Raw genomic sequence first — 26,870 nt, 5'->3', positions numbered from 1 at the left:
CTTACGGTATTGGGCAGAACAGCCACTGTTCACGCGGACACCAATAGGCCAGCGTTAGATGCCGATGGATATACACCGCATTGCAGTCATAGCCCTCGACGGCGTCAAGGCCCTTGACTTGGCGATTCCGATGGACGTCTTCACGGTTGACCCCGATGTCCCCTATGAGTTGAAAATCTGTGGGGTGTCCGATCGAGTCAGGACTGCGTCAGGCCTGACCTTGGCGGTGGACCACGGACTTGACGTAGTCCGCGACGCCAACACGGTGATCGTGCCGGGATATCAGCCGGTAGGTCAGCCTGTACCTCCTACAGTCATTGAGGCGCTCGCAACAAGTCTGGCGCGGGGCACCCGATTGGCGTCAATCTGCACGGGCGCATTTGCTTTGGCGGCTGCCGGCATTCTTGACGGCCAACGAGCCACCACCCATTGGCAGCACATCGACGAACTCGCGGCGCAGTTTCCATCAGTACAAACCGACCGAGACGTGCTTTACGTCGACAACGGGAATGTCCTTACCTCTGCCGGGATGTGCTGCGGGATAGACATGTGCCTCCACGTCGTGATGCGAGACCTTGGCGCCGCTACCGCGAATCGGGTCGCTCGCGCATTGGTCGCCCCACCTCATCGCGACGGGGGTCAAGCACAATACGTACCCGCTGCAGTAGCGGTGGCAGGTGACACCTCATTGGCGGCTACCCGGGCATGGGCTTTGGGTCATGTTGCCGACCCGATCGCTGTTTCAGAGATGGCCAAGCACGCAGGGATGTCGATGAGGAACTTCACGCGCCGCTTCACCGAAGAATCCGGAACGACTCCATTGCAGTGGCTGGTCAACGCGCGCATTACTTCTGCGCGCGAATTGCTTGAAACAACGGACTACTCGATCGATCGTGTAGCCCGGGACTCGGGGCTGGGGACGGCCGCCAACCTTCGTCTGCATTTTCGTAGAAGTCTGGCCACAACTCCGACTGCCTATCGCCAAACCTTCTCGTGTGATTGCGACACTGCGACGGCGGTCTGACCGGTCGAACAATGCGATCAGAGTCAATCCCGCTGCGATAGTGGTGCAATGACATTGGCTCCGGGCCATCAATGTGTATTCCGTGCCAGTGCACGATGATCGTCACCGGTGACCGCACCCCATCCACTTGCTCATATCTGTGCACTTGATCGACCAAACCATCCGAAACTTGCTGCTGGCCAAATCCTTTCAAAATGGGTCGAGTACGGACAAACCCCCGCGTGTCTCCCGGAGAGTGATCTGGGTGGCGCCACGCCGCGGCGCGAGCGATACCCAGCGCTCGGATGGGGCGCAGATGGCTTCGACGGCCATCGAGCCAGCCGCGGTTGGCAGTATCAATAGAAGAAAAAGGGTCTGGAATTTCTCATCGCTATCGTGGAGCCGCAGAAGCCGCGTCTCAACAAGCCGAAAATTGTCTTCGGTCACGCATCCCGGTGGGCGTCTGGCAAGTACGTGCTACAGTGTCGAGGCCATGGGCATCTTCCTCCACATGTCTGCGATATGAACGCCTTCGCCTCACGTCAAGAGCATTGGTGTCGGGGTGGCTTGGCTGCGCCGCGCACTCCATTCGATCTCGGCACCGCATAGCAGGGCGTCCTGGATATTCGATTTGAAGCGAAGGCTGCCCAGTCTTGCGCGTGGAGAAATTGCCACTGCGCCTGAGGCCAAGACGTGTTCGCCATCACATTCGTAGATTCGAACCACGCCACGCTCATCCCGAGCGCCACATTTCCAGAAAAGAACCCCGCCATGGTCGACCGCCCGTCACTCAGTACTGTCCAAGTAGCCATCACCGTCGATGATTTCGTGCTGTGGGACGGAACTCCGCTTCCCGAGGGGCACACCTCGCTGGACGTGACCCGCGCCGTCGCGCAGGCATTGACAGAGGCGGGCCAGACCGGCGTCTACGGTTTCGCCCATACCTACAGCATCGCCAAAAACCCAGCCAGCCTGGCGTGTTGGGATACCTGGCTGGAGGCCGGCCACCATCTCGGCAATCACACACACCAACACGCTCCACTGCGTTGGATGAGCGCTGACGACTTCTGCCGCGACGTCGACCACGCCGAACAGCTCATCGGTCGGTACATCGACATAGCTCCGGAACGCTACTTCCGGTACCCGATGGACATGTCATCAGGGTCCGAAGGAAAGCGGGGACAAGTCGAGGATTATTTGCGCGACAACGGATATCGCAACGCGCCCATCACATGTTGGTTCGGCGACTTCGTGTATATCGTGCCCTATCAGCGGTCCCTCATCACCGGCGACGTGCAGGCACAGATCCGCCTGGAAGACCTGCACGTCCAGGGCGCGATAGAGGGTTTGGAGAAACACGCTGCGTCTGCACGAGCCATGTTCGGCGCCGATATTCCTCACATCTGGATGGTGCATGGCACACCGTTGGCGGCGCGCACTATTGGACGCATCATCGAGGCGTACAAGGCGCGCGGGGTGGAGTTCATCAGCCTTGAAAGGGCCATGCAGCATCCGGCGAACTTCGGCATGCCACCCGTCCACGACGCCTTCAGCAACCACCTGCAGCGGTACGCCATGGCCGCCGGGATCACCAAACCCGATCTATCCGAGGATCTCTTCGGAGAAATCCTGTTCAAATGCCCGGTCAACGGCATGGACACCCTTCAGTACTACGACGAGAAAGTCCTCAAGCCCATCGCCGAACGAGTCGGTTCGCCCTACCTCTGGGACTGGACGTGAACCTGCACAACACCAGATCACTAACAACCAGAACCTAAGAAAGAGAGCCGAACTCGTGCTCAACCTGTCCGTCATGCTTGCCGACAGCGCCCGTGACCAGCCCACCACTACCGCGGTCATCGAAGGGCCACGCCAGATGACCTATCACGAGATCAACGCCGCCGCGAATCAGGTTGCAGCACTGCTGATTCAGCGGGGAATCGCCGTTGGCGACCGAGTAGCCATGAGTGTCCCCAACATCCTCGAATTCCCCATCGTCTACTACGGGATCCTCAAAGCAGGAGCGGTCGCGGTCCCGCTGAACACCATGCTCAAACGCGCCGAAGTCGGCTACCACCTGACCGATTCAGGCGCTCGCGCCTATTTTTTCGCCAGCGAATTCCTGCCTGACGACGCCTGGCTTGCGTTCGACGACGTCCCCACCTGCGAGCATCCGATTGCAATCACCGATCTCGACGAGGTTCTGAGCGGCTACTCCGACCAAGAGGTGCTGGTCCCGACCGAAGCGACCGACACTGCGGTCGTCCTTTACACCAGCGGCACCACGGGCAAGCCCAAGGGCGCCGAACTCTCGCACGCCAACCTCGTGACCAATTCACTGGCCTGCCACCGGCTTTTCGGCACGCTCGACGAAGTGCAATTGGTGACATTGCCGCTGTTTCACTCGTTCGCTCAAACCGTACAGATGAATGCCGGTTTCAGTCAGTGCGGAACACTGGTGCTGCTACCTCGATTCGACGCCCGTGTTGCATTGAATCTTGTCCGTGACCATGCGGTGACGGTATTTGCCGGTGTGCCCACGATGTACTGGGCACTTCTGGGCGAAGCTGCTCACCGCGATGACATCGCCGAACTCGGCCGCCAGTTGAAGGTCGCGATGTCAGGTGGCGCCGCGCTGCCAGTGGAACTGCTAAGGCGATTCGAGACAGTCTTCGGGGTGGGAATCCGCGAGGGGTACGGCCTGTCTGAGACAAGTCCCGTCGTGGCCTTCAATCGCCTGGACCGGCCTAGCCGTCCCGGTTCCATCGGGATGCCAGTGTGGGGTGTCGAGCTCGGCCTGCGCGGTGCCGACGGCCGTCCCGTGGGTCCCGGCGAACGCGGTGAATTGATAGTTCGCGGACACAATGTCATGAAAGGCTACCTCGGTCGTCCCGCGGCAAGCGCTGAAGTTCTCGATGCAAATGGCTGGTTCCGCACCGGAGATATCGCCACGCGTGACGAGGACGGGTTCTACTACATCGTTGATCGCGCCAAGGATCTGATCGTCCGCGGTGGCTTCAATGTCTACCCTCGCGAGGTCGAAGAGACCCTGATGACCAATCCCGCTGTCAGCCTTGCCGCGGTGGTGGGCATTGCGGACGAACGCGTCGGTGAGGAGATCAAAGCGTTCATCATCGTGCGGCCGGGAGCCGCGCTCACCGAACAAGACGTGCTCACGTGGTGCCGGGATCGCCTGGCGGTGTACAAATGCCCACGCGCAGTGCAATTTTGCGATCAACTCCCCCTCAACGCCACAGGGAAAGTCCTCAAGCAGGAGCTACGCAACAGCCTCAAATCCGCGACGGCGTAACCGGAGCGGCCGGAACACCTGCGCCGCAGCACATCGCTAGACGTCTCAGTTCTCCTGCCCTGCGCGGCTGTTCACATTGCACCCGTCCGACCCATCGGGCTTTCGCCGCGTCAAGCGTCAGAGGGCGCGTCCGAGAGCCTGGCGGTTTCGATGGCCCAGACCCACAAGACGGAGTACACACCATGACATATCCACCGCAATCGGACGATGCCGAACAACACCCCAAGACTGGTGGCCACGTCACCACTGACCCGAAAAAGGTTATTGCACCAGAGCGCATCTGGGCGCCGCGGGTCATATGTCCCGCACGGCCGACCGCCAGGATCATTGCACGGTCGCGCCGAGCCGGCGCCAATTGTCGGCGGGATCGGACGGACACTGCCCAGGTGAGCACGCGCACTCGTCTGCTTGGGTTGGCTGTCGCGGTTCTCGTGTTGGCGATCGGCGCACCCGGCATACCGGTGGTTCGCGCCGACGAGAGTCCATATCTGCAGTTCTACACACCGCCGAAGCCGCTTCCGCCCGGTCAACCCGGTGACCTCATCCGCACCGAGCCGTCACGACTGGTGCTCGAACCCTCCGGTCAACTCGGAGCGTTCGTTGGCGCTGGAACGCGGATCATGTACCGCAGCACCGACGCTCAAGGGCAGCCCGTGGCAGTGACAGGCACCTACATCGAGCCGGATGTGCCCTGGCCGGGGAGTGGGCCGCGGCCACTTCTGGCGTACGCGGTGATGGGTTTTGGCATGGGCGAACAATGCGCACCGTCACGCGTGTTTAATCAGGGCATCCACGCCTCGCTGGACACCGGTTTCGACGTCATGTTCAACTTGGAGGAAGGATGGGTGGCGACCCTGCTTGCCCGAGGTTTCGCCATCGTCATCACCGACGGTGTCGGAATGGGTACCCACGACTCGGCGTCACCGCAGTTCCTCAACCGTAACGCCGGCGGAGCTGCACTCATCGACGCCGCACGCGCCGCGATGAAGCTTCCCGGTACATCCCTGAATCCCCATGGCCCGGTTGCCTTTTGGGGGTGGCTCGCGGGCGGGCACGCGGCATTGTCCGCAGCCGAACGAGCGGCCAGTTACAGCCCCGAGTTGCACGTTGTCGGCACCTACGCTGCCGCAGCACCCACGGAGATCGCACCAGTGCTCCCCGCTATGGATGGCAACTTCCTAGCCGGACTCCTCGGCTACGTCCTGCGAGGCATCATGGCGTCTTATCCCGGAACCGAGCAGCCCATCTGGGACTCGCTCACGCAGCGCGGAGTGGAGATGCTGACCAACACCGGTCGTCAATGCCTCCTGCAGACCGGAGTCGACTACATGTTTCGGCATATCCAGTTCTGGTTCAAGGAGGACGTCTTCGCGACCGCCGCCGCCGAACCGTTCAAATCGCTCCTGTGGGCTCAGCGGATAGGCAACGTCAAACCCACCGGCCCGGTGTATTTGACTCACAACCGCTGGGATCCCTTCGATCCATACAGCGCCGTAGAACACACCGCAGGCGACTGGTGTGCGATAGGAGCCGACGTGACCCTATGGACAAACGAACAGCCGCCGTTGTTCAACAAGCTGGACATCAATTCGATGCTGCCCATCTTCGTCGACGGCGAACGCAGCATGGCCTGGATCGCGGACCGGTTCAACGGAGTCCCCACAGCGCCTACGTGCGGCCAGGCTCCGCCACCGGCCTGACCCAAACGGTTCGCACATCGCAGCGCTCGCGAGAAGCCTCCGTGCGCCTGGCGAAAGGTAAACTGCGCACAAAACCTAGACGTGTCCCAGGTCACATTCCTAGATTGAAGATCAGTGCCGCGAGGCGCGTCGGCCAGCACCAGACCGCAGGTCTCGAACAGCAAGGACAAGGGAGCGACGTTCCACCGTGAACTACACCGTGCACACGCTGAGCACCCAGGACATGGGCGCTCAGGAACGCAGCGACTGGTGGCGAGATCGGGTGTCCGAAATCCATTGTCCGATGTCGTTCGCCTTGGCCGACAACTATTTTGGGCGGCTGGACTACCAGCAGTCAGACCGCTACCGGCTGGTGCGTTGGTGGGGCGACGCCGAAACGCTGACCCGCGACTCCACCCAGATACGTCGATCTCCGCACGAATCCTACGAGCTGCTGATCCCGGTCCACGGGCACCTGGAGCTCACACAAGGCGACCGCGACATCGTCGCCGTTCCACACACGATGACCCTCACCTCGCTTGATGCCGCGATGGATATGCGCCATGGCGACCACGTCTCGGCGGTAGCCCTGGTCATTCCGCGAGAGCACCTGGATTCTCGTCTTGCCCGACCGACCGGCAGTCGCCCCGTATCCCTTGACGGGCGGCGCGGGCTCGGTCGCATCGTCGTCGATCAGCTACGCACGGTCCGTGGCGAGCGCGACCAGCTTGACGGTTTCGCGTTCGACGCGGTCATGGACCGGATCGTCGACCTCATCGCCATCGCCTACAACGATCTCACCGCACCGCTGGACGTTGTTCCCGGCGACGTACTGGTGGAATCGATCCGCCGCTACGTCCGGAGCAACGCTCACGATCCGGCGCTGACCGGCTCAGGTATCGCCTCCGGCCTGGGCTGGTCGCTGCGGCACATCCAGCACCAATTGCAACGCGTGGGCACGACACCGTCGGATCTGATCCGCGAGGAACGGCTCGCGCTGGCACGAGTACGTCTCCAAGATCCCGGTTGGCGTACGCAAAGCATCACCCAGATCGCCTATTCCTCCGGTTTCGGCGACCTGAGCACCTTCAGCAACGCCTACCACCGCAGCTTCGGCGAACGACCGTCAGACACCCGCACGCCCCGCTGACGTGGGCTGCCGGTATCCGTTAACTACAGCGCGCACAACAACATACATGCGCGACACCCCAAGATCGCACGCCCGAACATCCCATAGCGTCGAAGCATGCAACGTGCCACTCATCCGCTAGCCGACCACGACACCCTGTTCTCCGTCAGCGGCCGCATAGCCGTAGTGACCGGAGGATCCCGGGGTATCGGCGCCATGATCGCCCGCGGCCTCGTCACCGACGGCGCCGAGGTGATCATCACGAGCCGAAGAGTCGAACAATGCCACGACACAGCGCATCACATCAACAGCGAGGCCGAAGCTCTCGGTAGCTCCGGGCGCTGCAGCTACATCAGCGCCGATCTATCAACGCCCGCAGGGGTCGCACATCTCGTCAACTCCGTCAAAGATCGCCACGAGCACATCGACATCTTGGTCAACAACGCCGGCACCACGTGGGGAGCGCCACTGGAGGAATATCCGATCGCCGGCTGGAGCAAGGTTCTCAACACCAACCTCGTCTCCCCTTTCGGCATCATCGTTGGACTACTACCGCTGCTACGAACCGGCGCCCGCCCACAGCGGCCTGCGCGCATCATCAACATCGGCAGCGTCGACGGGCTGGTCGCACCGCAGTGGGAGAACTACTCCTATAGCGCCAGCAAGGCGGGCCTGCACATGCTCACCCGCCATCTCGCCGGCCGCCTGGCACCCGACAACATCACTGTCAACGCCATCGCTCCCGGCCCGTTCCTCACAGATATGCTCAGCCACGTCGCCGCGGACCCAGCACGCGAGGACGAACTGCTCAACACCATTCCCCTCGGTCGCTACGGCCAGTCCGACGACATCGTCGGCGCCGTCCGATTCCTGTCCTCGACAGCCGGCGCATTCGTCACCGCAGCCGTGCTACCTGTCGACGGTGGCTTCAGCGGCGCTACGCGCTGAATCCCCCACCCCGACAACGAATATCACGACCCGTACCCCGACCAAGAGCAGGAGCATCAGCATGCCCGAAGCCGTCATCGTTTCCACCGCACGAACCCCGATCGGCCGCGCAGGCAAAGGATCCCTCAGGGACCTACGCGCCGACGACCTCGCCGCACACGCCGTGCTCGCCGCACTCGCCGAAATTCCCGAACTCGATCCCCACCAGATCGATGACCTCATGCTCGGCGTAGGGCAACCTGCCGGTGAATCCGGAAACAACCTGGGGCGAGCAGTAGCCGTGCTGGCCAGTCTCGACCACGTCCCCGGCGTGACCGTCAATCGATACTGTTCAAGCAGCCTGCAAACAACACGTATGGCACTGCACGCCATCAGATCTGGCGAAGGCGACGTCTTCATCTCCGCCGGCGTAGAGACCGTCAGCCGATACTTCAACGGCGCCGCGGACAATCCCGAAGGCCAAAATCCGGTCTTCACCGAAGCTCAGTCCCGCACCGCCGCCCGCGCACAGGACAACTCCGGCTGGACAGATCCACGTGCCGATGACCAGCTACCGGATATCTACATCGCGATGGGGCAGACCGCGGAGAACGTGGCCCAGTTCAAAGGTGTCAGCCGTGCTGATCAAGACGCATTCGCCGTGCGCAGCCAGAATCGCGCCGAAGCTGCCACCGCCTACGGTTTCTGGGCTCGCGACATCGCCCCCGTGCCGCTACCCGACGGCAGCTACGTCAGCGCCGATGACTGTCCCCGCACCGATGTCACCCTCGAAGCCGTCTCCGCCCTACCACCCGTTTTCAGGCGGTACGGCACGGTCACCGCCGGCAACAGCTGCCCCCTCAACGACGGGGCCGCTGCCCTCGTCGTGATGTCTGATTCCAAGGCGGCTGCCCTCGGTATCACCCCGCTGGCACGTGTCGTCAGCACCGGCGTCAGCGGATTGTCACCAGAGATCATGGGGCTCGGGCCCGTCGAGGCGACCAAACAGGCCCTGCAACGCGCCAACCTCACCATCGACGACATCGACCTGGTCGAGATCAACGAAGCCTTCGCCGCCCAAGTCATTGCATCGATGCGCGAGCTCCGCATCGACGAAGACAAGGTCAACATCAACGGTGGCGCCATTGCACTCGGACACCCGTTCGGCATGACAGGCGCCCGGCTCACCAGCACCCTGATCAACTCGATGGCGTTCCATGACAAGCAATTTGGTCTGGAAACCATGTGCGTCGGCGGCGGCCAAGGCATGGCGATGATCCTCGAGCGCCTCTCATAACAATCCCCGTGCGCCGAGTCGATCAGCCGTCAACACCGACAGCACGCGGGAGCGCCAGCGACTGCTCCAGCGCACTAGCGTCGGAACAGTCACTGGCGCCATACCTCGCCGTACTACCTGCTGCCGGATCCGATGATGGCTACGACTTCGATTTCGATGTGCATCTCAGGCAATCCCAGCGCTTTCACGCCAAGTGCGGTCCACAACGGTAGGTGTTGCCCCGCCCGCTTGCGGAACTGTTCAACGACGGCCGTCATGTGGTCGCCGCCAATCGCGTCGTCCTGAGATGGGACGTGGTAGGTGTGGACGTTCACGACGTCGTGCCAGGTGGCACCTGCCGTTGCGAGGGTTCTCTCAACGTTGTCGAAGGCCTTCTCGATCTCGGCTTCCACAGACTCGACCGAGAAGGTCTGGTCATCGTCCCAACCGCCCTGACCGGAGATCTCAACGCGATCACCGATCCGTAGGGCCTGACTGTAGCTGTAGCGGGCACGGGCGATTTCGCCATAGCCGGGGGTGTCGAAGAATTGAGGCTGAGACATACGGATGGTCCCTTCGTGGTCTTTTCAGAATCGGAGTTCTGATCTGCGCGTCGCAAGTTGGATGGCGATGGATCGCGCGTAATTGCGTTGCTAAAGAATGGTTTACGGTATTCAGTTGCCCCAGCGCGACTCCTTGGCGACGAGCTCCTCAACGTAGGTGATGCCGAGTTCATTTCGTTCGCGCAGAATCTCGCCCGGCGATGTGTAGCGCGGAGCGTTCTCAGGATCAGCGGCAGCGTGATCAGCGACCGCATCGACGATCGCGGTGACCATGTCCAAACGCGGGTACGCAGCGTGGATGACGGCCCCGATCTCCGCGGACACCGCGGCCAGGTGCGTGTCAGGCAGGCCGAGGGTTCCGCCGAAGTCGATCGCCACACCCTGGTACGTCAGCGAGGGCAGCGCGCCTCTCCGCTCAGCGATGGCGTACGAGTTGTGCAGCGCAATGGCTTCCCAGACGACATCGACTTTGTCTGCACCCATTCCCTGTTCGCTCAGGAACTCCGCAGCGCGGTCCGCGCCGTCGACCTCGAATCGGATGTTCCTCTGAGCCAGAGTCGACAACCCGACATCATGCAAGACGCATGAAAGGAACAGCAGTTCTTCGTCGAAATCCCGACCAGCGGCAAGGCCGATGTGCGGCGCGAGCAACCGAGCGAACAGAAAGCTCCGCACACTGTGGTTGGCGATAGCTGGCGCCTCGGAGCCGAGCACCAGTGCCAGGGCAGCCGCTGCCAGCGGGGTGCTGGGCAGAGTCACCAGATCCGTGTCGATGGGGAGCGAATTATCTTGTGATTGAGGAAGAGTGGGCGATGTCATGAAATGACTGTGCCTTCTACCCTCCTCCATCTGCGAGAGGCAGAACTGCCCATTATCGCAAGGTTTATGCCAGGTCCGGCAATACTGGTAGCCCGAACTGGTCCTCAACTTCGCGGACTGCGGCATGGACGGAGTCGGTCGCCGTGACGTCGCAGTCCACGGGTAGGACCTGTCCCGGTGGCAGTGTTCGAGCCGTTCGTTCTGCGGCACTCAGGTCGATATCGGCAAGGGCGACCTGTGCGCCGCGGTGAGTCAGTAACGCCGCAGTCGCCGCGCCGAGCCCGCCGCCCGCACCGGTGAGGAACACGACTTTGCCGTCCAGCGAGTAGGTCTGCTGACGCGCAGGTGCCATCATGGAACTCTTTCTGCGGTAATGGATTTGCTACTGGCCGCCGCCGGCGAGGAACGCCGCGGCAATCGGGGTGAACTGCTCGTGGTACTGGAAGATGCCACCGTGCCCGGAGTTGGGATAGATGATCAGCTCCGATCCTGCGATGCGCCGATGTAGGTCCTCGGATAGCGTCGAGGGCACCATTCGGTCGTGGTCGCCGTTGGCGATCAACGTCGGCTGAGTGAGTTTTGACAGGTCCGACGGCCTGGAACGGCCATACGCCTTGATCGCTTTGAGCTGGGTCCGGAAGGCGTTGATCGCGATGTCCTTGTCACGGTCGGTGGTGCGCTCCTTCAGTCGATTGACGAACTGCTTGCCGGCGCGCTTGCCCACCGCGTCGCGGTTGAAGAACAAGAACTCCTTGGGATCGGAACGAGTCAGTGTGGCCCGCAACGTGTCCCAGTAGGTGAGGGCCGCCACTTTGTCGATGTCTTTGCCACCGCGCGGCCCGGTCCCGGTCAGGACCAGCCTGCGCACCAGTTCGGGATGCTTGAGCGCCAGATCCTGAGCGATCATGCCGCCCATCGAGAATGAGAACACATCAATCTTCTTGAACCCCAACGCCGTGATGAAGGTTTAGGCATCGTCGGCAGCTTCTTCGATGGTGCCCGGCACTGAGCCGCTGGACGCCCCGACGCCCTTGTTGTCGAAGGCGATCACGTGGCGGGTCGCGGCGATCGGGTCGATGATTCGTGGATCCCAATTGTCCAAAGTCGCGGCCAGGTGCACGAAGAAGACCACCGGGATGCCGCCTTTGGGACCGAGTTCGCGGTAGGCATAGGTGGTGCCATCGGCGGTCACAGTGTGCGACGGCGCCTTGGCGTAGGAAGTGATGATTTCACCGACACTGCTCACGGGGTGCTCGTTTCTTGAAGTAGAAGGCTATGCAGGCGATTTACGTGATCCGGACTGCGACTCAGTCGGCGAGGAACTCGAGAGCGTCAGGGACGAAGGTGGCGTGATACTGGAAGATGCCGCCATGTCCCGAGCGTGGGTAGATTTTCAACTCCGCGTTGGGGATTCGGTGCGCCATATCCGCCGAGAGGCTGCTTGCCACCATGAGGTCGTCATCGCCGTTGGCGACCAGGACCGGTACCGTGATCCGCGACAGGTCGTCGGGTGTGGCCTTGCCGCCGTTGACGATCGCCTTGAGCTGTGCCAGTCGTGCTTGCATCGAGACCTTCTTGTCCCGATCGAAGGTTCGCTCCTGCAAGCGAGCGAAGTAGTCGGAGGCGGCGTGTTTACCTTCCGCGGTGCGGGGAAAGAACAGGTATTCGCGGGGGTCTTTCCGCGTCAGGAGGGCCTTGGTGTAGGCGACGGCGACGATCTTGCGCATCGCGTCGATGCCGCCGCCACCGCGAGGTCCGGTGCCCGCCAAGATCATTCGCCGAACCAGGTCGGGCGCCTTGAGTGCCACCACCTGTGCGACGGCCCCACCGAGGGAGAACCCGACCAGATCCACCTCCGTCAAGCCGAGCGCGCGGATGAACGCGATCGCGTCGTCGGCCATCTGGTCGATGTTGTCCGGTACCACCGATCCGGTGGCCCCAACCCCTCGGTTGTCGAACGCGACGACGCGGTGGTGTGCCGCAATGCCGTCGATCACTCTCGGGTCCCAGTCGTCGAGCACGGCGGTGAAGTGATGCAGGAACACCACGGGCACGTCGGATTCGACGCCGAGTTCCCGGTATGCGAACGGCACTCCGTTGACGTCGATTGTCGTGGTGGGCGTGTCTTTCCAGGTGAGCATGTCAACCTCTCGGCGTTGATAGGAGTTGGAGTTCAGGGCGCTATCGGATTCCGCGTTTGGTACGCAGCGACGCGGTGCCGTTGCGTCCCTCCTGCCGACGGGCACCAAGCCGTTGGGTCGCCAGAGCGGTTGGTGCAGGGCGTTCACCTGCGCCTCCCGAAGTGGCGACTTGATATTACGATCATAATATTATGACTGTATTATCATCGTCAAGAGTGGTTCGTGACACAAGCGGAGGTGAGTTCCATGGCCAGATATGGAGCGGAACACAAGACCGAGACGCGTCGGCGCATCATCGCGGCGGCTAGCCGGCGCCTCAAGCAAGACGGTATCGACGGTTCGGGGATCGCCGCGGTCATGTCGGACGCCAACCTGACCAACGGCGCGTTCTACGCGCACTTCGGATCCAAGAATGATCTCGTCGCGAGCGTCGTCACCGATCAACTCGAACAGCAGCGGGTCGCCGTCAGCGCTCTACCTGCTGATCGCGAATCACTGGAAGGCTATATCCGCGAATATCTGTCCACCGAACACCGGGACAACCAACCCGATGGCTGCCCGACGGCGGCATTGCTGAGTGAGATCGGACGTTGCGACGGCGTTGTCAGGGACGCCTATTCCGCTGGGGCACAGTCGATCGTCCAGGAAATTGCCGCGCATCTCCCGGCCGTGAGGTCGGAAGCGAATCGGATGCAGACAGCGTGGGGACTCTTCAGCATTCTGGTCACGTCGCTGCAACTCGCCCGAGCGATCACCGACCCCGACGTCTCCGCCCAAGTGCTCGACGCCGGGATCAACAACGCACTTCAGATTCTCGACAGGCCTGAATGACATCCGCCGGCAGCACTGGAAGGTAAAAGAACACCCCCTCCTGTCACTTCTCAGACTGCGCGGCAAGCTGCGACTTCCCCGCCAATGGGGTTCGAGTTTCATCGCAGCTCCAGAAGACTTCGCGCCCTTCACGATCAAAAACCATGCCCCGCTCGGCATCTCACGTCGAACTTGTGGCGAGCGCCAACAATCGCGCCTGTTTTTCTCATGACGGTGCAGTGACTGTTGGCGGCGGTACCCCGATACTGCAACATGCCGCCGAGCGTCGCAGCGTTGCTGCACCCGGCATTCAATTCGGAGGGGTGAGACGAACTGCTCGGTGCTCGTGCTGCGCGGAGTCAGGCGAGTGATCAACGGCGCATCCATGCGAAGGACATGACATTCGGTGGCATCCACCCCGTGATTGTGGGCGCCTCGAAGAAGCGGTGTCCAGTCCGCGGTCCCGAGGCATTTTGTGCCCCGAAACAAAGACCGCAGTTCAGGGTGGATTGCCGACACAGTCGATCTATAGTCGCTTGCACCGGCTTACCTGGGTTTTCCATGACACCCGGAATTGACCGGCCCGGCACAATCGCGCGATATGTATGTCCCGTAACACAAAGTCGCACATCCGAGATTGTCGCCGATGCCAAGCCTTTCGAATAGTCCGCTCCGGCTATATCCACGCGGTCCGATGGTGCAGTAGTTTCACCGATCGTGGCTCATACGCGCGGCGCCGCACTGCAATTCTTGTCGCGATGCGGATCGCCCTGGCGTTCAAGCGCTTTCATGTCCGTAGCGCCGGAAAGCGGAATCGCACAGCACTGAAGGCGATGCGAATCGCTGCTCGTGTCGAAATCAGCCGCTACCGCGGTCGCCTGGCCGCAACGACGAAAGGAAGTCGGGTATGACCGCCGACGCAGATCCCACGAGCATCGATGCCTTATCTCATCCGGAACCGGAAGAGTTCCAGCCCGATCGTTCACCCCGTCGGCCCGCGGACGACCCGTTCTATCGGGCTCCTGCGGGATTCGAGCAGCGGGTACCCGGCGCAATTCTGCGAACGCGGCCAGTCGTCATGGCCCTCTTCGGGCGGATTCCCCAGCGCATCTCGGCATGGCAGCTGCTGTATCGGACCGCGGATCTGAACGGCGCCCCGCAGGTCGGGGTGACGACCGTGCTGATGCAGCAGCACAGCACGGCGACAGGGCCGCGGCCGCTGGTGTCGTTTCAATGCGCGATCGACGCGATCTCGGGGGCCTGTTTCCCGTCATATGCGTTGCAGCACGGCGCGAAAGCGCGCGGCTCGGTACCGCAATTCGAGTTCATCCAGATCGCGCACGCGCTCTCCCGCGGTTGGGTGGTTTCCATCCCCGACCACGAAGGGGTAAACGGGCACTGGATAGCGCCGCGAGAGCCCGGGTACCGCGCCCTCGACGGTATTCGCGCGGCCCTGAACTTCGCGCCACTAGGCCTCAACCCGAGTACCTCGATCGGCCTGTGGGGATACTCCGGCGGCGGACTGGCCACCGTGTGGACCGCCGAAATGGCAAGCGAGTACGCACCGGAGCTGAACATCATCGGAGCGGTCGCGGGTTCACCCGCCGGCGATCCGGGTTCCATGTTCGTGCACCTCAACGGATCGTTCTTCGCCGGCCTGGTTATCACTGCAGCCGAGGCGCTCCGGAAGGTCTATCCGGACATGGACCGGGTGATTCGCGAGTACGCGAGCCCCGAAGGGCTCGCGTTGCTGGCATCGACCGAAGATGCCTCGACCGTTGGCGGAGTACTGCAGTTCGCCAACAAAGACCTCGATGACTATCTCGACGTGCCACTCGGGGAAGTGCTCGCGCTCCCCGAAATCGCGGAGATCTTCCGGGAGATCAAGCCCGGCAACAATGCTCCGGCGATGCCCATGTTCATCCTGCAGTCGGTCCACGACCAACTGGTACGGGTGGCCGATATCGATGCGTTGGTGCGGCGCTATGTCGCGCAGGACGTGCACGTCGAATATGTCCGTGACCGGCTCAGCGAGCACCTCGCCCTCGCCGCGATAGCGACCCCCACGATGGCCGACTGGCTAGCGGATCGATTCGACGGCCGGCCATTGGCGCCTGCGGGATCCAAGACCGTCTGGTCCGTTGCGCTGAACAAGCGGTCGGGAATCGGCCTGGTGCGCGCACTGTGGCAAATCGCCAAGATGCTGCTGGGCATGCGCCTGTAGGCGCCCAGGTCTGATCAAATTTCCCAACTCACAAAGGAACTTCCTACATGCCCGACGATGACCTTGCGGATTTCGCACATGCGGACTTCGCCCACGACGGCAAGACCCGCACCATCTTCCGGCACGGCAGCGGACCTGCCGTCATCGTGATCGCCGAGATGCCGGGCATCACTCCGAAGGTGCTCGAATTCGCCCGTCGTGTCTCGGAAATCGGTTGCACCGCAGTACTTCCGCATCTCTTCGGACGACCGGGCCGCGACCCGAACCCGGCCGCCCACGGCGTAGCTGCAGCTGGGTTGAATATGGTCTCGTCGATGGTCCCGACGTGTGTCAGCCGAGAGTTCACGATTCTGGCCACCGGACGCACCTCTCCCGTCGTCGGGTGGTTGCGGGCACTGGCCCGAGCCGAACACGCCCGCTGCGGCGGGCCTGGTGTCGGCGCCGTCGGCATGTGCTTCACCGGTGGTTACGCACTGGCGATGGCCACCGATGACGTCCTGCTTGCGCCGGTGCTGTCCCAGCCCTCGATGCCCCTGGGAATCACCAAGCGCCAACGCCGTTCGATCGACATCTCGCCCGAGGACCTGGCCGTGGTGAAGCAGCGCTGCGAAAACGGGCTGCAGGTGCTCGGTCTGCGCTTCTGCGGTGATCGGTTCGTGCCTGCCGAGCGCTTCGGCTACCTGAGGGAACAGCTCGGCGACGCATTCGTCGCGGTCGAACTCGACGATGCCGACGCCAACCCCGAGGCCGCATTGGCACCACACTCGTGCCTGACCGAACATCTCGTCGACGAGCCTGGCCAGCCCACCCGCGTCGCGCTGGATCAGGTCCTCGAGCTGTTCCGCAGCCGGCTCCTGGTGGACTCCCCGGCCTAGCCGGCTGCGGACTCAGATCTGCTCGAAATCCCCAGGCCGCCACCGGCCATCGAATACGGCATCTTGTGGGCCGTAGATGCGGAAGTACACGAACCAGTTCCGGCCGGGGATGGTCTGGATCCACGCATCGGAATGATCGGCCGGGAGCGTCGGCCCGAAGTACAGTTCGGTGGACTCGCCGGTGAGGTTCGCCAGCTCGAACATCGAACGCAGCGCGGCCTTGTTCTGGTCGGTACGGATCTGTGAGCGGGTGTCGATGTCATAGACGGTGACCGACCAGAACAGTCTGGCCGGCACCGGCAGCGGAACGCGGAGCCGGTAGGAGTTCGCACCGTCGAGTGCGGCGCCGTCGCCGTCGCGGTGACCCAGCCAGTACAGCGAGCCCGCGCTGGTGTCGCGCCGGAACATGGCCGGCGAGGCGCCGATGGCCTGATAGAACCATTTCTCGCGGGCGCCGAGGTCGACATGGGTGACGGTGTTGAAGTCACCGTCCTCGAAACGCATTGCGGCGTACTCCCATTGGCGGTCCGGCCAGACGAGCCGGTCCGGCCGGCGGTCGGCGAAGGACTGCACCCGCAGCTGGGCGTTGCCCAGTTGGGCGGCGCGTTCGAGAATCCGTGTCATCCGGTCGTCGGGCGCAAAGGGCTTGCCCTTCTCGATACCCAACTCGGCCAATTCGCCGTAGTGGGTGTGATAGCCCGCGAAAGCCGGCTCGCTGTCGAGGGTTTCGTGCAGCACCCGCCAGAATCCCAGATTCGTCTCGACGTCCAGGGGCGTGGTGTCCTGCCGGACGCCGGTCAGGTCGATCCATGTCGGTTCGGCCCATTCGGTATCCGGGTCCAATGGGTACACCTTGACCGTCGTCAGGCGTTGCTTGGCGCCCTCGACATCGCCGCCCACGGGCAGGGACCGCACCCCGACGATCTGGGTGTTGCTGGTGGCACGGTGCACGAAGTAGCCCGATTCCGGGATGGCACCGTCGTGGTCCGGTCCGATGAGGAGGTGCTTGCCGCCGTTGCCGGCGTCGGGACCGGGGAGCCCCATATCGGCCACCCAACGCTGGTTGATGTCCATCGAGCAGACGATCAACGGCCCCGGTGGCAGTTCGACGACCAACGGGCCGATCCCCAGGTCCAGTTCCAATGGGCCATAAGGTGTGTCGGAGTTGGCCGTGAAGATCAACTGATCGGGTCCGCTGTCCAAAGTTCCGAACACCTTGTTGGGCACCAGCCCGACAGCTTCGTTGCCACTGACGATCCGCGCCCCGGACACCGTCGGATAGAAGAACTTGTAGGCGGTCACGGCGCGCGTGAGATCGGCGTCGTCATAAGCGTTTTGAACTGCGGCGGATGTCATCGACCAGCCTCTCGGGATTGATCAGTGGGATTGCGCTCAGTCGCGGGCCATGGCAGCGGCGAAATGCCGGGCGACGTCGACATAGGCGTCGTCGGCGACGTCGAACACCACCTTGACGATCCGCCCACCGGTGTAATCGAAGCGCCCGCTGTAGTCGGTGCTGACCGGATCGGAGCTGTCGTAACCGATGCACAGCCCTTCGCCGCACAGCGCGTAGTGGCCGGACATGACACGCATCGCCATACTGCCGACCGCCGTGTCATCGACGTACAAGGTTGCCGCGCCCAGGGTTTCGTTGTGTTCGCCCAGTCGCTCCTTGACGAAATCGACGCCGATGAGGTGTCGGCCGGGTGCGGGCAGTGGCGTCTGGAGGACCTGCAGTGGGGTCAGGCCCAGGAAGTTCTGCACGTACTTCACTGCGCCGTCCTTCACATACATCGCGTGGCCGCCGAACCGCGACCCCTGCGCGAAGATGATGCCCTCGGTACTCGGCTCGACGTCGACCTCGGCAAGGATCTTGAACGACACCGCGTGTGTGTTGGCCGCCGAGCGTTCCGGAATCGGGCTAGTGCCCGGATAGTAGATGTACTGCCCGCTGGGTGGCACCGGGACCCTGAACTCCATCGCGATGAAGGCCTGCATGTCCTTGCCGGTCACCTGCATATCGTTGAGCGGCAAGACGTTGTTGGCCTGCGCCTCACGCATCCACAATGCCCTGAGTTCCTCGACCTTGTCGGGGTGTTCGTCGGCGACGTCACGGGCTTCGGAGCGATCGGTGTCGGTGTGAAACAGCTGCCAGCGGTCGTTCTCGAAATTGCCCATGCCGGACATCGGGCCGTGTTCGGTGACGGCCTTCCAACCCCGCTGCCAGATGCCGCGGCTGCCGAACATTTCGTAGTACTGCGTTTCCTTCTGCGTGGGTGCGGCGGCATCGTCAAATGAGTACCGCATCGACACCCCCGAAAGTGGGTGCTGCTCAACACCGTTGACCACTGCCGGCATCTCGACACCGCAGCAGTCCAGGATGGTGGGCACGATATCGACGGCGTGGTGGTACTGGTCGCGCACCTCACCGCGGGCCTTGATGCCATTGGGCCAGGAGATCACCAGTGGATCGCTGATGCCACCCTGATAGGTGTAGCGCTTGAACATCCGGAAGGGCGTGCTGAACGCCACCGCCCAACCCGTCGGGTAGTGGTTGTAGGTGTTGGGTGTGCCCAATTCGTCGATCAGAGCGAGGTTTTCCTCGATGTCATCGGGCCAGCCGTTGAAGAACTTGCCCTCGTTGACTGAGCCGTTCGGGCTGCCCTCACCGGAGGCGCCGTTGTCGGCGGCATAGATCACCAGGGTGTTGTCCAGCTGGCCCGATTCCTCCAGGTAATCGATGATGCGGCCGATCTGCACGTCGGTGTACTCGGAGAACCCGGCGAAGACTTCGGCCATCCGAGAGAACAACCGCTTCTCGTCGACGGACAGGGACTCCCACGGGCGCACCGCGTCGGCCTCGACGAAGGTCCCCGGAGGCATCGGGTTGATCGGGGTGAGTTCGGTCCCCTCCGGCAGGATCCCCCGTTCGATCATCCGTGGGAGCACCCATTCGCGATATGCCTCGTAGCCGTCATCGAAGACGCCCTTGTACTTGTCGATGTAGTCCTTCGGGGCGTGGTGGGGCGCGTGGTTGGCTCCTGGGCAGAACCACATGTACCAGGGCTTGTTCGGCTCGGTCTGCTTGACGTCCTGGATGAGGCTGATTGCCTTGTCCGCCAGGTCTTTCGAGAGGTGATACCCCTGCTCGGGACCGTAGGGCTGATCGATGTAGTGGTTGTCCTCGGCCAGCGATGGGAACCACTGGTTGGTCTCGCCGCCGACGAACCCGTAGAAGCGGTCATAGCCCATCGCCAGCGGCCATTCCTTGCGTGATGATCCCGCACTCCAGGCGTCGATCGGCACGTTGTGGTTCTTGCCCACCCAGAACGTGGCCCAGCCGGCGTCGCGCAACACCGTCGCGATGGTCGCGTTCTGTGGGGGAATGTGCGACGAGTAGCCCGGGAATCCGGTCGAGGATTCCGAGATCGAGGCGTAGCCGTTCAGATGATGATTGCGCCCGGTCAAAAAGCACGACCGGGTCGGCGAACACAGCGCCGTGGTGTGCCACTGGCCGTAGGTCACACCGTTGGCGGCCAAGCGGTCCAGGGTCGGCATCTCAATCCTGCCACCGTACGGAGACCATGACGCGATCCCGGTGTCGTCGAACAGGATCACCAGAACATTCGGCGCACCCTCGGGCGCCGGCTTTGCGGTGAAGGCGCCCCAGTCCGGGATCGAATCCCGAACATCGAGCTTGATCGTGCCCCGAAACCTTTCCCCGCCAACACTATTACCGTCGGTCCTCATTGCGAACCCTCCTCATGACACCAACGCGGCCCGAGCATGATCTGGCCATTCGAGCGCCAGGACTGTCCCCGATGATCAACGTAGACAGGTCTGCACACGCTGGGCAACCCCCCGGCACCACCGTCGCCCACCCGTGACTTGGCGGCGCACCCAGGCGGCGGTATGTACTTCGACGATGCGTATTTTCTCCGTTCCGCGGACCCTGTTTCGCTAGTCGTCGTGCCCCTGTCCAAGGATCTCGCCGCGGCGATGTGCTTGCAACGGCGGGCTACTGGGAGCTCAGCTCACAAGTGCCGAACAGCTCGCACGCCAACCAGGAGTTCCTTCTGGAGGGTTCCGCAGTCGGCCAACTCCCCCGACCCCTCATCGGCGACGACGTCGCACGAATCCGAAGATCGCGAAATTTGCTCTGCACCAGATAATTTGGCCGGCCGTTCGACATCCCCATCCACCGACGCCTGATGAACCCTGGGCTCAGAGTCTGTTCGCCGTCACCGAGTTGGTCTCAACTCTTTGCACTACGGCATGTCGAATTCTTCATCATTCAACATTTCGTCATGCCATTCGACACGGAGAAATGCGACCTACACCTCCACTTGTCACTTCTCAGACTGCGTGACAACCGCGACTCCCCTATCTTGGGCTCTTCAGGATTCTCACCGAGTTGGCAATCGGGTTTGTCTCATCCAGCTGGCAAAAGCTGTAACGGTACGGTTGCGCAAGTGCGCCCGGTCACCCGCTCAGAAAGAATGCCGATTACAAATCGGCAAACACGTTGTCGCTGTGACATTTTGAGTGCGATCAGCGTGCATAAATTTCGCGCAACCAGCGCTGTGAGCCGAAGGGACGGGTAGCTAGGATCGCGCGCGGCCGCGCCTAGATTCGGCGCTAGTGCTGGAGTATCAGCATTGCCAGCTTGGCTTGTGGACCGGACCGGGCACCCGGTACCTTCGCTCAGACAGTAGCCACATCGAGGCTGCCAAGCCGCGGCGGACCACCATGCTGATGCCCACCTAAGGTGGGTGCTGTGCACGATAGCGAGCCGGACTATTCTCTGAATGAATTCCTCACCATGTGCCCTGCACACGTCCAAGAACCGTTCTTGCGTGCCTACATCGCATCGCATCTGACGGAGGCTACCTGTAGCTACTGCGACGCTCAGAGCTCGCCGCGGAGTCCAGCCGCCATATCGATGGAAGTATTCATGGCAGATGCCTTCCTGCCAGCGGTCTATCTTTATTACCAGCCTCAGTCTTTGCCCGCCAAGCACGCTGAGTTGCTCACCTCGGTGTTCAGTGCGGAGTTCGTCGCTCAAGAGATCGCTGATATTGCTGGCATCGGCGACGAACTACTACTGGAGCACCTGAGCAACGCGCTCAGTGTCACTCCGGACTGGATCAAACAGGATTGGGAGCGAGGTCCGCTCGACGAGCAGATGACCCATAGTTGGGAGACTTTCAAGAATTTGGTGAAGCACCAAACACGTTTCTTCTTCGCCGAGCGGTCCACAGGGCCTGATGGATGCAGCTCCATGACGGCCTCACAACTTCTCAGGGCGGTCGCGGCCGCCATCCAGGACATCGGAGAAGTGTGGCCCACGCCGTGTCCGCACCCTCTCTATCGAGCCCGTATGTCTAGGTCCCTGGCCGAAGCTTCAACATTCTTGGACGCGAGCCAGATTGGACCGCCACCACCTACGCTTGCTGCGGCCAATCGGATGAGCCCTGCCGGTATCAGCATGTTTTACGGATCCACCGACCGAGAGACGGCGATCGCCGAGGTCGGAGCGCACAGCTCTCAAAGTTGGGTTGTTACCGGCGAGTTCACTCCGGCCCGCGAAATCAGACTGATCGACCTGACGCAACTTCCCGCCGTCCCCAGCATCTTTGATAGTGGGCGACGACCGCAGTTCCATGCAATCCGCTTTCTACATCGATTCGTCGAAGACATCACTCTCCCCGTCGAACTCGACGGGCGCGAACACATCGACTACGTGCCAACTCAGGTCTTCACTGAGTATCTGCGATACGCGTTTCCCGCCAGAGTCGACGGCCTCATGTTCCCCAGCTCCCAAGGATCAGGCAGCAACGTTGTGGTCTTCTACGGCCCAGATTTCTGCTCGGACGACACACCGGCAAACGACTACACGCGATTACTCATGAACTCCGCGACGGTCACCGTCGACAGAGTCATCACCGTAGCTCTGCACTAGCTTCCACAAGCGAACTGCTTTTCAGCAGCCTTCGATCGATGTGTGCTCATTGGTCGCGCCTGCGAAGGACGATACGCGCTGTGCGCAGTGCGCTGTCCGGCCACATAGCGCTCGGCCTCGCGACAAGGAGATCGAGGGTTACGCTCATCTCAATCCTTGCCGTTAGTCAGTGCTCGCACGCCACCGATACGACAGGCTCAAGCAGCCTAGCCGTGCAGCGATTGGCAGTATGGGGAGTTGGAGAGCCCTCGCCGCTCACGACACGGGTACAGAGTCGCCGATGAGTCCGAGCGGCGCTGTACGCTGCGGACTCGTGGCCTGCGATGAGACACACCTCGGGATACTCCATGTAGTTCCTGCCCCGTCGCGACATTCGAGCGCTGCGTTGTCTGACCGTCCGTTGGGGTCAATCGCGAGATGGTGAACACGCAAGAACAGCCGTTTTTCGCCAGAATCCCGTTCGACGAAGCCAACATGAATCTTCACCGTCATTGCGGTGACTACCGGGCGCGGCGTCTGATCGTGTTCGTCCATGGCCTGAGCGGCAAGGGATACGGCACGTGGGGGAAGTTCCCGCAGTACATCTTCGACGATCAGCCAGGGGCTCCCGTCGATGTTGCCGTCTTCGATCATTTCAGCGGACTTCGCCGGCGGATCCGCACGCGCCCGTCTGCGCGGGTCTCCGCGCAGATATTGACCGAACGTCTGCAGGAGCTATCGCGAGATTTCGAATACGACGAGATCTTCCTCGTCGCCCATAGCATGGGCGGATTGATCTCGATGGATGCGTTGCGGCATTACCTTGACCAGCGCAACGAAGAGCCTGGGCTGCTTCGCACACTAGCCGGAGCCATCTTCATCGCCACCCCGTTGAATGGTTCCAAACTCGCCCACGCCGCAGTGCGCCCTCTGGCAAGCGAATGGAAACTGCTGCGGCCCAGCAGTGAATACCAGCATGAGCTTCGAAAGTTCATCGACACGACGATCGATACGACGAACAACGCCCAGCTAGCTCAAACGCGGCACAAGCTCCCCATCTGGGCCATCGTCGGCGGGTTCGATTTGATCGTTAGCCGTAAGAGTTCAACGTTTGGCATCGACCCCGACCAGATTCGCACCGCAGTGACCAAAGGCCACATGTGCATTACGAAGCCGCGGACACCGAACAGTCAGGTCCTCAGGTGGGTCCGAGGAATCGTTGATGGCATCTCGTCGATGCGTGCTGACATCCGGGACGCCGAGGAAAAGGCCAAGTACGCCGCGATGCCTCGCCCGCCCTCTGATCTGGTGCTGGTTGAGTTCCTTCTGGAGATGGATGCCGACGACTCCTGGCGTCGGATGTACCACGCGCTGCTCCGGTCCGCCGGCACACCACGCGTTCAGGTCAAGGATCGGGTGGCCGCGAATCTCCGTTTCGTCCCGAATCTCTTAGTATCGGCACACCGTACGGTTGATCTTCTCGCACGTCGCGAGAAGACCAAACTCAAAGTGCAGGAAATTCGGAGACGCTATGACGCGACCGATGTTCACGCCAGGGCTATCGCCGTTGGCCCACAGCGGGAATCAGCAAGGGACGTCCTGTCAGAGATGAGTGGCATCACGCATCAGGACAATCGCCAGCACCTGTTCATCTTGGGGGCCGCTGACGACGATGATGAGCTTGAAGTTCGGTTAAAGGACTATGTGTCCGAAATCGTGGAGAACCAGCACGACATCCTCTCCCAACTCGATGAGGGTTCGGGGCTGGGAGGGCCATGGCAGATCGGAATGGGGCCGCATTGATGAATCTCGTATGGATTGTGGCGATAACCCAACCCGACTTGCTGACTCGAGGCAGTCAGGCCTCCGACGAGCTAGCGGCACCCGAGGTCCTATTGGCCAAAGCTATGCAGGGCCGCCTCGTGCGGTCGGTGTTCGACGCCGAGATCGAAGATTTGTCGGTGCGCGCCGTCTACGACGCGATGTCAGGCAACGAAAGCGGCGTCGATACGCTGATTGAAAGCCTGTCGGCAGGGGAAATCCGTGACGATTTGGCCAAGCTCACAGCGCTGACGTTGGTCGCATGTGCGCTGCTCGCCGACCGCGACAATGTGCCAACATCCCTCCGACTTGTCGACGACGCGCTGGCGTTACTCAATGGCCAGTCCGCAGCAGTCAACTTGTGCCGGGCGCTGCTCCTGCAACAACGCGCTTTGCGCAACAACGATATTGGTGAACCATCAGTCAGTGACCTCGACGAGGTCCGTCTCCAGCTCGATCAAATCGCCTTTGCCTCGACGCCACAGATCAAGTTGCGACCCGGCGCCGACTGTTCCCCTGAGGGCGCAGTAGCTAACGTCGTCAGTGCCGTTCGTTCAGCGTCGGTTGGTTTCGATCTTGACGCGCGTCCGCCGGATATGGGCTACGTGGCGTCCGACCTCGACGAAGATCAGCACACTCAGTATCGGCTCTGGTTGAGCAGCGCCTACGCGGCGAAGCTCGATCGTTCAGTGGCTGACGGCTACGGCGATGACCTCTATTTCACCAATCTGCGACTCGAAGTGCTCGGGCATCGAGACGTCTACCACTCGCGCAGGGAACTCGCCATGATGCGCATCGTGCGGTTTATGCCCACGCTGCCGAGCGAGGTTGCCGCCGACGGGCTTCGCCTGCAGCGCCTAGGGGGGGACACTTCCAGACTTCAGCGACTGGTCGACGACTTGACCTTCTCCGGACCGCTAAGTCCACTGCTCGCCGACGGGCGGCGCATCGCAGCCCATCGAACCTCCGGTCGAGCGCTGCGCACTGGCGAGATGATCGTTCTGGCAGCCGCCGCAGAGGTGATGCCACCCTCTGAGGCCTTTCCGATACTGACACAGGTACTTTCGGTGATCCGCGGCGGAGGACCCACGGCGGCCCCACTTCACTGGCAGGCCGAGTTCTCCAGACACGCCGAAGCGTGGGCCGCCGCCGCTGTGCTCGCCGGAGCCTCGGGAGCCGCCGGCGTGGTCGCACGAGACCTACTGGCGTACGCAACCCCAGACCGCCTCGCCGACGCGTCCGTGGACCGAGTGATCGCAAAGGCGGTTTCCGGTCTCGACTGGGAAGTCATCGATGACGAATTGCTAGAAACCTGGAAGCAGCTGGCATCGGTGCAAACTCGCGCTGACGCTAATAGCGCTACCGCAGCAGCGGTGCGTCGCGCGCTCGGCCTTGGCTCAGAACTCCCGGCGGCCGACGACGATGCTTCCCTTAATGATCTCGCCGACCAGATCAATCACTTTTTGCGGACCGGGCAAGCCTTTCCGGACGACCTTCGCTCAGCGGCCAAGAGCGTCTCGCTGTCCCATCTTGCACGCATCGCGAACGAGGCGTCGGCAGGCACACTTGTGGGTAGAGTTGTCGAGCCCGCAGAGATTGCGGCTGTGCTTCTTGTTGATTCCCCCGATGAAGAAATTTGGGTTGGGCTACTCGAATTTTTCACCAACCCGGTTGTGGCACGCAGCATGAAATCGCGCGCACTCGACATCCTCACCGCTGAACGCCCTTATCTAGCAGAACAACTGGCGGCAAGATACACCGATCGACTGGTCGCGCTGATCAGTGGAGCAGACCGATGGAACTTTGACGACGCCATTTTCGTATCTGCTCTGAACTTCGGCTACGCGTACGAACTGGTTCCCGACGAAGTCATCTCAGATCGACTGCGCACCTTGGCATCCAGTTCCGACGCGCCAACCCGTCGGCAAGCCGCACAGTCGCTTTCGCTACTCACACAAAAGTGGGTGCGCGATTGGATGCTGCCCACTGTCTACTCACTCAGCGTCGATTCGGACCCCACGGTCAGAGTCGGCGTCGCGCGAGCGCTAAGCCAGTTCTGTCAGCGCAACGACGCGGTTGGCGCGATAGCGATCGATCGCCTCAGCGACTTGCTTGAAAGCGGAGGCGTCAGAGCGCCACTTCGAATCCTGGCACAACTGACGCCAAGTGCGTTGGCGGCGCCCCGGATCTCTCAAATCATTCAGAGACTGCGCAACGAGAGCCCGTCATGGCGCATCCGCAAACTCGCAGGTCAACTGGTTGATTGAATCGATTCCTACCTCAAGCCACAACGCGTCGATAGCGCCTCACCGTAGTGCAAAGCGGATGCAACGCACTAGACGCCAAACTGCA

Annotated in this window: 19 protein-coding genes and 1 pseudogene; 13 read left to right on the top strand and 7 right to left on the bottom strand. The window is 61.9% G+C overall.

Going from position 1 to position 26,870, the window contains the following annotated elements; translation table 11 throughout:
* Positions 1 to 64: 64 nt before the first annotated feature.
* The 7 genes from ACNO8X_RS10260 to ACNO8X_RS10230 all read left to right on the top strand — a co-directional run bounded on the left by ACNO8X_RS10260 (position 65) and on the right by ACNO8X_RS10230 (position 9,345).
* Positions 65 to 1,024, top strand: a complete 960-nt coding sequence (locus ACNO8X_RS10260; protein WP_418005189.1) for a GlxA family transcriptional regulator — start codon at positions 65 to 67, stop codon at positions 1,022 to 1,024.
* Between the two features lie 672 nt (positions 1,025 to 1,696).
* Entirely contained in the window at positions 1,697 to 2,743 is a 1,047-nt protein-coding gene (locus ACNO8X_RS10255) for a polysaccharide deacetylase family protein (protein ID WP_418005188.1), read from the top strand.
* A gap of 55 nt (positions 2,744 to 2,798) precedes the next feature.
* Positions 2,799 to 4,313: a long-chain-fatty-acid--CoA ligase gene (locus ACNO8X_RS10250; RefSeq protein ID WP_418005187.1), complete on the top strand. Its 1,515-nt coding sequence runs from the start codon at positions 2,799 to 2,801 to the stop codon at positions 4,311 to 4,313.
* Between the two features lie 386 nt (positions 4,314 to 4,699).
* The gene (locus tag ACNO8X_RS10245) at positions 4,700 to 6,013 is read left to right on the top strand and encodes a lipase family protein (protein ID WP_418005186.1); all 1,314 of its coding nucleotides are present in this window, start codon (positions 4,700 to 4,702) and stop codon (positions 6,011 to 6,013) included.
* 187 nt (positions 6,014 to 6,200) lie between these two features.
* On the top strand, positions 6,201 to 7,142 hold the full coding sequence (locus ACNO8X_RS10240) for an AraC family transcriptional regulator (protein ID WP_418005185.1): 942 nt from the start codon (positions 6,201 to 6,203) through the stop codon (positions 7,140 to 7,142).
* A 96-nt stretch (positions 7,143 to 7,238) separates the two neighbouring features.
* Positions 7,239 to 8,069, top strand: a complete 831-nt coding sequence (locus ACNO8X_RS10235; RefSeq protein WP_418005184.1) for an SDR family oxidoreductase — start codon at positions 7,239 to 7,241, stop codon at positions 8,067 to 8,069.
* Positions 8,070 to 8,130: 61 nt separating this feature from the next.
* Complete coding sequence (locus tag ACNO8X_RS10230) at positions 8,131 to 9,345, top strand: acetyl-CoA C-acetyltransferase (RefSeq protein ID WP_418005183.1); 1,215 nt, start codon at positions 8,131 to 8,133, stop codon at positions 9,343 to 9,345.
* Between the two features lie 113 nt (positions 9,346 to 9,458).
* Here ACNO8X_RS10230 and ACNO8X_RS10225 read toward each other — a convergent pair whose 3' ends face one another.
* From ACNO8X_RS10225 to ACNO8X_RS10205, 5 genes and pseudogenes are all read right to left on the bottom strand, one after another.
* Positions 9,459 to 9,887: a Rid family hydrolase gene (locus ACNO8X_RS10225; protein ID WP_418005182.1), complete on the bottom strand. Its 429-nt coding sequence runs from the start codon at positions 9,885 to 9,887 to the stop codon at positions 9,459 to 9,461.
* Positions 9,888 to 9,998: 111 nt separating this feature from the next.
* Entirely contained in the window at positions 9,999 to 10,706 is a 708-nt protein-coding gene (locus ACNO8X_RS10220) for an HD domain-containing protein (protein ID WP_418005181.1), read from the bottom strand.
* Positions 10,707 to 10,770: 64 nt separating this feature from the next.
* Positions 10,771 to 11,058 (bottom strand): SDR family NAD(P)-dependent oxidoreductase, encoded by a 288-nt coding sequence (locus ACNO8X_RS10215; protein ID WP_418005180.1) that lies wholly within the window; start codon positions 11,056 to 11,058, stop codon positions 10,771 to 10,773.
* Positions 11,059 to 11,088: 30 nt separating this feature from the next.
* Positions 11,089 to 11,952 (bottom strand): annotated as a pseudogene (locus ACNO8X_RS10210) (alpha/beta fold hydrolase).
* A gap of 61 nt (positions 11,953 to 12,013) precedes the next feature.
* Positions 12,014 to 12,847: an alpha/beta fold hydrolase gene (locus ACNO8X_RS10205; protein ID WP_418005179.1), complete on the bottom strand. Its 834-nt coding sequence runs from the start codon at positions 12,845 to 12,847 to the stop codon at positions 12,014 to 12,016.
* A 246-nt stretch (positions 12,848 to 13,093) separates the two neighbouring features.
* Here ACNO8X_RS10205 and ACNO8X_RS10200 point away from each other — a divergent pair, with 246 nt between their 5' ends.
* The 3 genes from ACNO8X_RS10200 to ACNO8X_RS10190 all read left to right on the top strand — a co-directional run bounded on the left by ACNO8X_RS10200 (position 13,094) and on the right by ACNO8X_RS10190 (position 16,756).
* Complete coding sequence (locus ACNO8X_RS10200; RefSeq protein ID WP_418005178.1) at positions 13,094 to 13,678, top strand: TetR/AcrR family transcriptional regulator; 585 nt, start codon at positions 13,094 to 13,096, stop codon at positions 13,676 to 13,678.
* Between the two features lie 886 nt (positions 13,679 to 14,564).
* A complete protein-coding gene (locus ACNO8X_RS10195) occupies positions 14,565 to 15,881 on the top strand; it encodes a lipase family protein (protein WP_418005177.1) in 1,317 nt (438 codons plus the stop codon).
* A gap of 47 nt (positions 15,882 to 15,928) precedes the next feature.
* The gene (locus ACNO8X_RS10190) at positions 15,929 to 16,756 is read left to right on the top strand and encodes a dienelactone hydrolase family protein (RefSeq protein WP_418005176.1); all 828 of its coding nucleotides are present in this window, start codon (positions 15,929 to 15,931) and stop codon (positions 16,754 to 16,756) included.
* Positions 16,757 to 16,768: 12 nt separating this feature from the next.
* Here ACNO8X_RS10190 and ACNO8X_RS10185 read toward each other — a convergent pair whose 3' ends face one another.
* Positions 16,769 to 18,112 carry a DUF1254 domain-containing protein gene (locus ACNO8X_RS10185; protein ID WP_418005175.1) on the bottom strand — a complete coding sequence of 448 codons (1,344 nt, stop codon included), beginning with the start codon at positions 18,110 to 18,112 and terminating at the stop codon, positions 16,769 to 16,771.
* A 36-nt stretch (positions 18,113 to 18,148) separates the two neighbouring features.
* Positions 18,149 to 20,506, bottom strand: a complete 2,358-nt coding sequence (locus tag ACNO8X_RS10180; RefSeq protein WP_418005174.1) for an arylsulfatase — start codon at positions 20,504 to 20,506, stop codon at positions 18,149 to 18,151.
* 1,072 nt (positions 20,507 to 21,578) lie between these two features.
* Between ACNO8X_RS10180 and ACNO8X_RS10175 the strand changes: the two genes are divergently transcribed.
* The 3 genes from ACNO8X_RS10175 to ACNO8X_RS10165 all read left to right on the top strand — a co-directional run bounded on the left by ACNO8X_RS10175 (position 21,579) and on the right by ACNO8X_RS10165 (position 26,785).
* Positions 21,579 to 22,718 (top strand): RES domain-containing protein, encoded by a 1,140-nt coding sequence (locus ACNO8X_RS10175; protein WP_418005846.1) that lies wholly within the window; start codon positions 21,579 to 21,581, stop codon positions 22,716 to 22,718.
* Between the two features lie 417 nt (positions 22,719 to 23,135).
* Entirely contained in the window at positions 23,136 to 24,500 is a 1,365-nt protein-coding gene (locus ACNO8X_RS10170) for an esterase/lipase family protein (protein ID WP_418005173.1), read from the top strand.
* Positions 24,473 to 26,785 (top strand): hypothetical protein, encoded by a 2,313-nt coding sequence (locus ACNO8X_RS10165; protein WP_418005172.1) that lies wholly within the window; start codon positions 24,473 to 24,475, stop codon positions 26,783 to 26,785. The genes ACNO8X_RS10170 and ACNO8X_RS10165 overlap by 28 nt, the downstream gene beginning before the upstream one ends.
* The last annotated feature ends 85 nt before the right edge of the window (positions 26,786 to 26,870 follow it).

Origin of the sequence: Mycobacterium sp. PDNC021 (genome assembly GCF_048282635.1) — a bacterium.
GTDB classification, from domain to species: Bacteria; Actinomycetota; Actinomycetes; order Mycobacteriales; family Mycobacteriaceae; genus Mycobacterium; species Mycobacterium llatzerense.
The sequence above is the reverse complement of the archived record's forward strand: the minus strand, read 5'-3'. Positions and strand labels throughout refer to the sequence as shown.

What these genes read in the sequence shown, in the direction of transcription:
- ACNO8X_RS10260 (WP_418005189.1), top strand. Translation starts at nt 65, where the DNA reads ATGGATATACACCGCATTGCAGTCATAGCCCTCGACGGCGTCAAGGCC.
- ACNO8X_RS10235 (WP_418005184.1), top strand. Translation starts at nt 7,239, where the DNA reads ATGCAACGTGCCACTCATCCGCTAGCCGACCACGACACCCTGTTCTCC.
- ACNO8X_RS10230 (WP_418005183.1), top strand. Translation starts at nt 8,131, where the DNA reads ATGCCCGAAGCCGTCATCGTTTCCACCGCACGAACCCCGATCGGCCGC.
- ACNO8X_RS10225 (WP_418005182.1), bottom strand. Translation starts at nt 9,887, where the DNA reads ATGTCTCAGCCTCAATTCTTCGACACCCCCGGCTATGGCGAAATCGCC.
- ACNO8X_RS10220 (WP_418005181.1), bottom strand. Translation starts at nt 10,706, where the DNA reads ATGACATCGCCCACTCTTCCTCAATCACAAGATAATTCGCTCCCCATC.
- ACNO8X_RS10215 (WP_418005180.1), bottom strand. Translation starts at nt 11,058, where the DNA reads ATGGCACCTGCGCGTCAGCAGACCTACTCGCTGGACGGCAAAGTCGTG.
- ACNO8X_RS10205 (WP_418005179.1), bottom strand. Translation starts at nt 12,847, where the DNA reads ATGCTCACCTGGAAAGACACGCCCACCACGACAATCGACGTCAACGGA.
- ACNO8X_RS10200 (WP_418005178.1), top strand. Translation starts at nt 13,094, where the DNA reads ATGGCCAGATATGGAGCGGAACACAAGACCGAGACGCGTCGGCGCATC.
- ACNO8X_RS10195 (WP_418005177.1), top strand. Translation starts at nt 14,565, where the DNA reads ATGACCGCCGACGCAGATCCCACGAGCATCGATGCCTTATCTCATCCG.
- ACNO8X_RS10190 (WP_418005176.1), top strand. Translation starts at nt 15,929, where the DNA reads ATGCCCGACGATGACCTTGCGGATTTCGCACATGCGGACTTCGCCCAC.
- ACNO8X_RS10185 (WP_418005175.1), bottom strand. Translation starts at nt 18,112, where the DNA reads ATGACATCCGCCGCAGTTCAAAACGCTTATGACGACGCCGATCTCACG.
- ACNO8X_RS10180 (WP_418005174.1), bottom strand. Translation starts at nt 20,506, where the DNA reads ATGAGGACCGACGGTAATAGTGTTGGCGGGGAAAGGTTTCGGGGCACG.
- ACNO8X_RS10175 (WP_418005846.1), top strand. Translation starts at nt 21,579, where the DNA reads ATGTGCCCTGCACACGTCCAAGAACCGTTCTTGCGTGCCTACATCGCA.
- ACNO8X_RS10170 (WP_418005173.1), top strand. Translation starts at nt 23,136, where the DNA reads ATGGTGAACACGCAAGAACAGCCGTTTTTCGCCAGAATCCCGTTCGAC.
- ACNO8X_RS10165 (WP_418005172.1), top strand. Translation starts at nt 24,473, where the DNA reads ATGGCAGATCGGAATGGGGCCGCATTGATGAATCTCGTATGGATTGTG.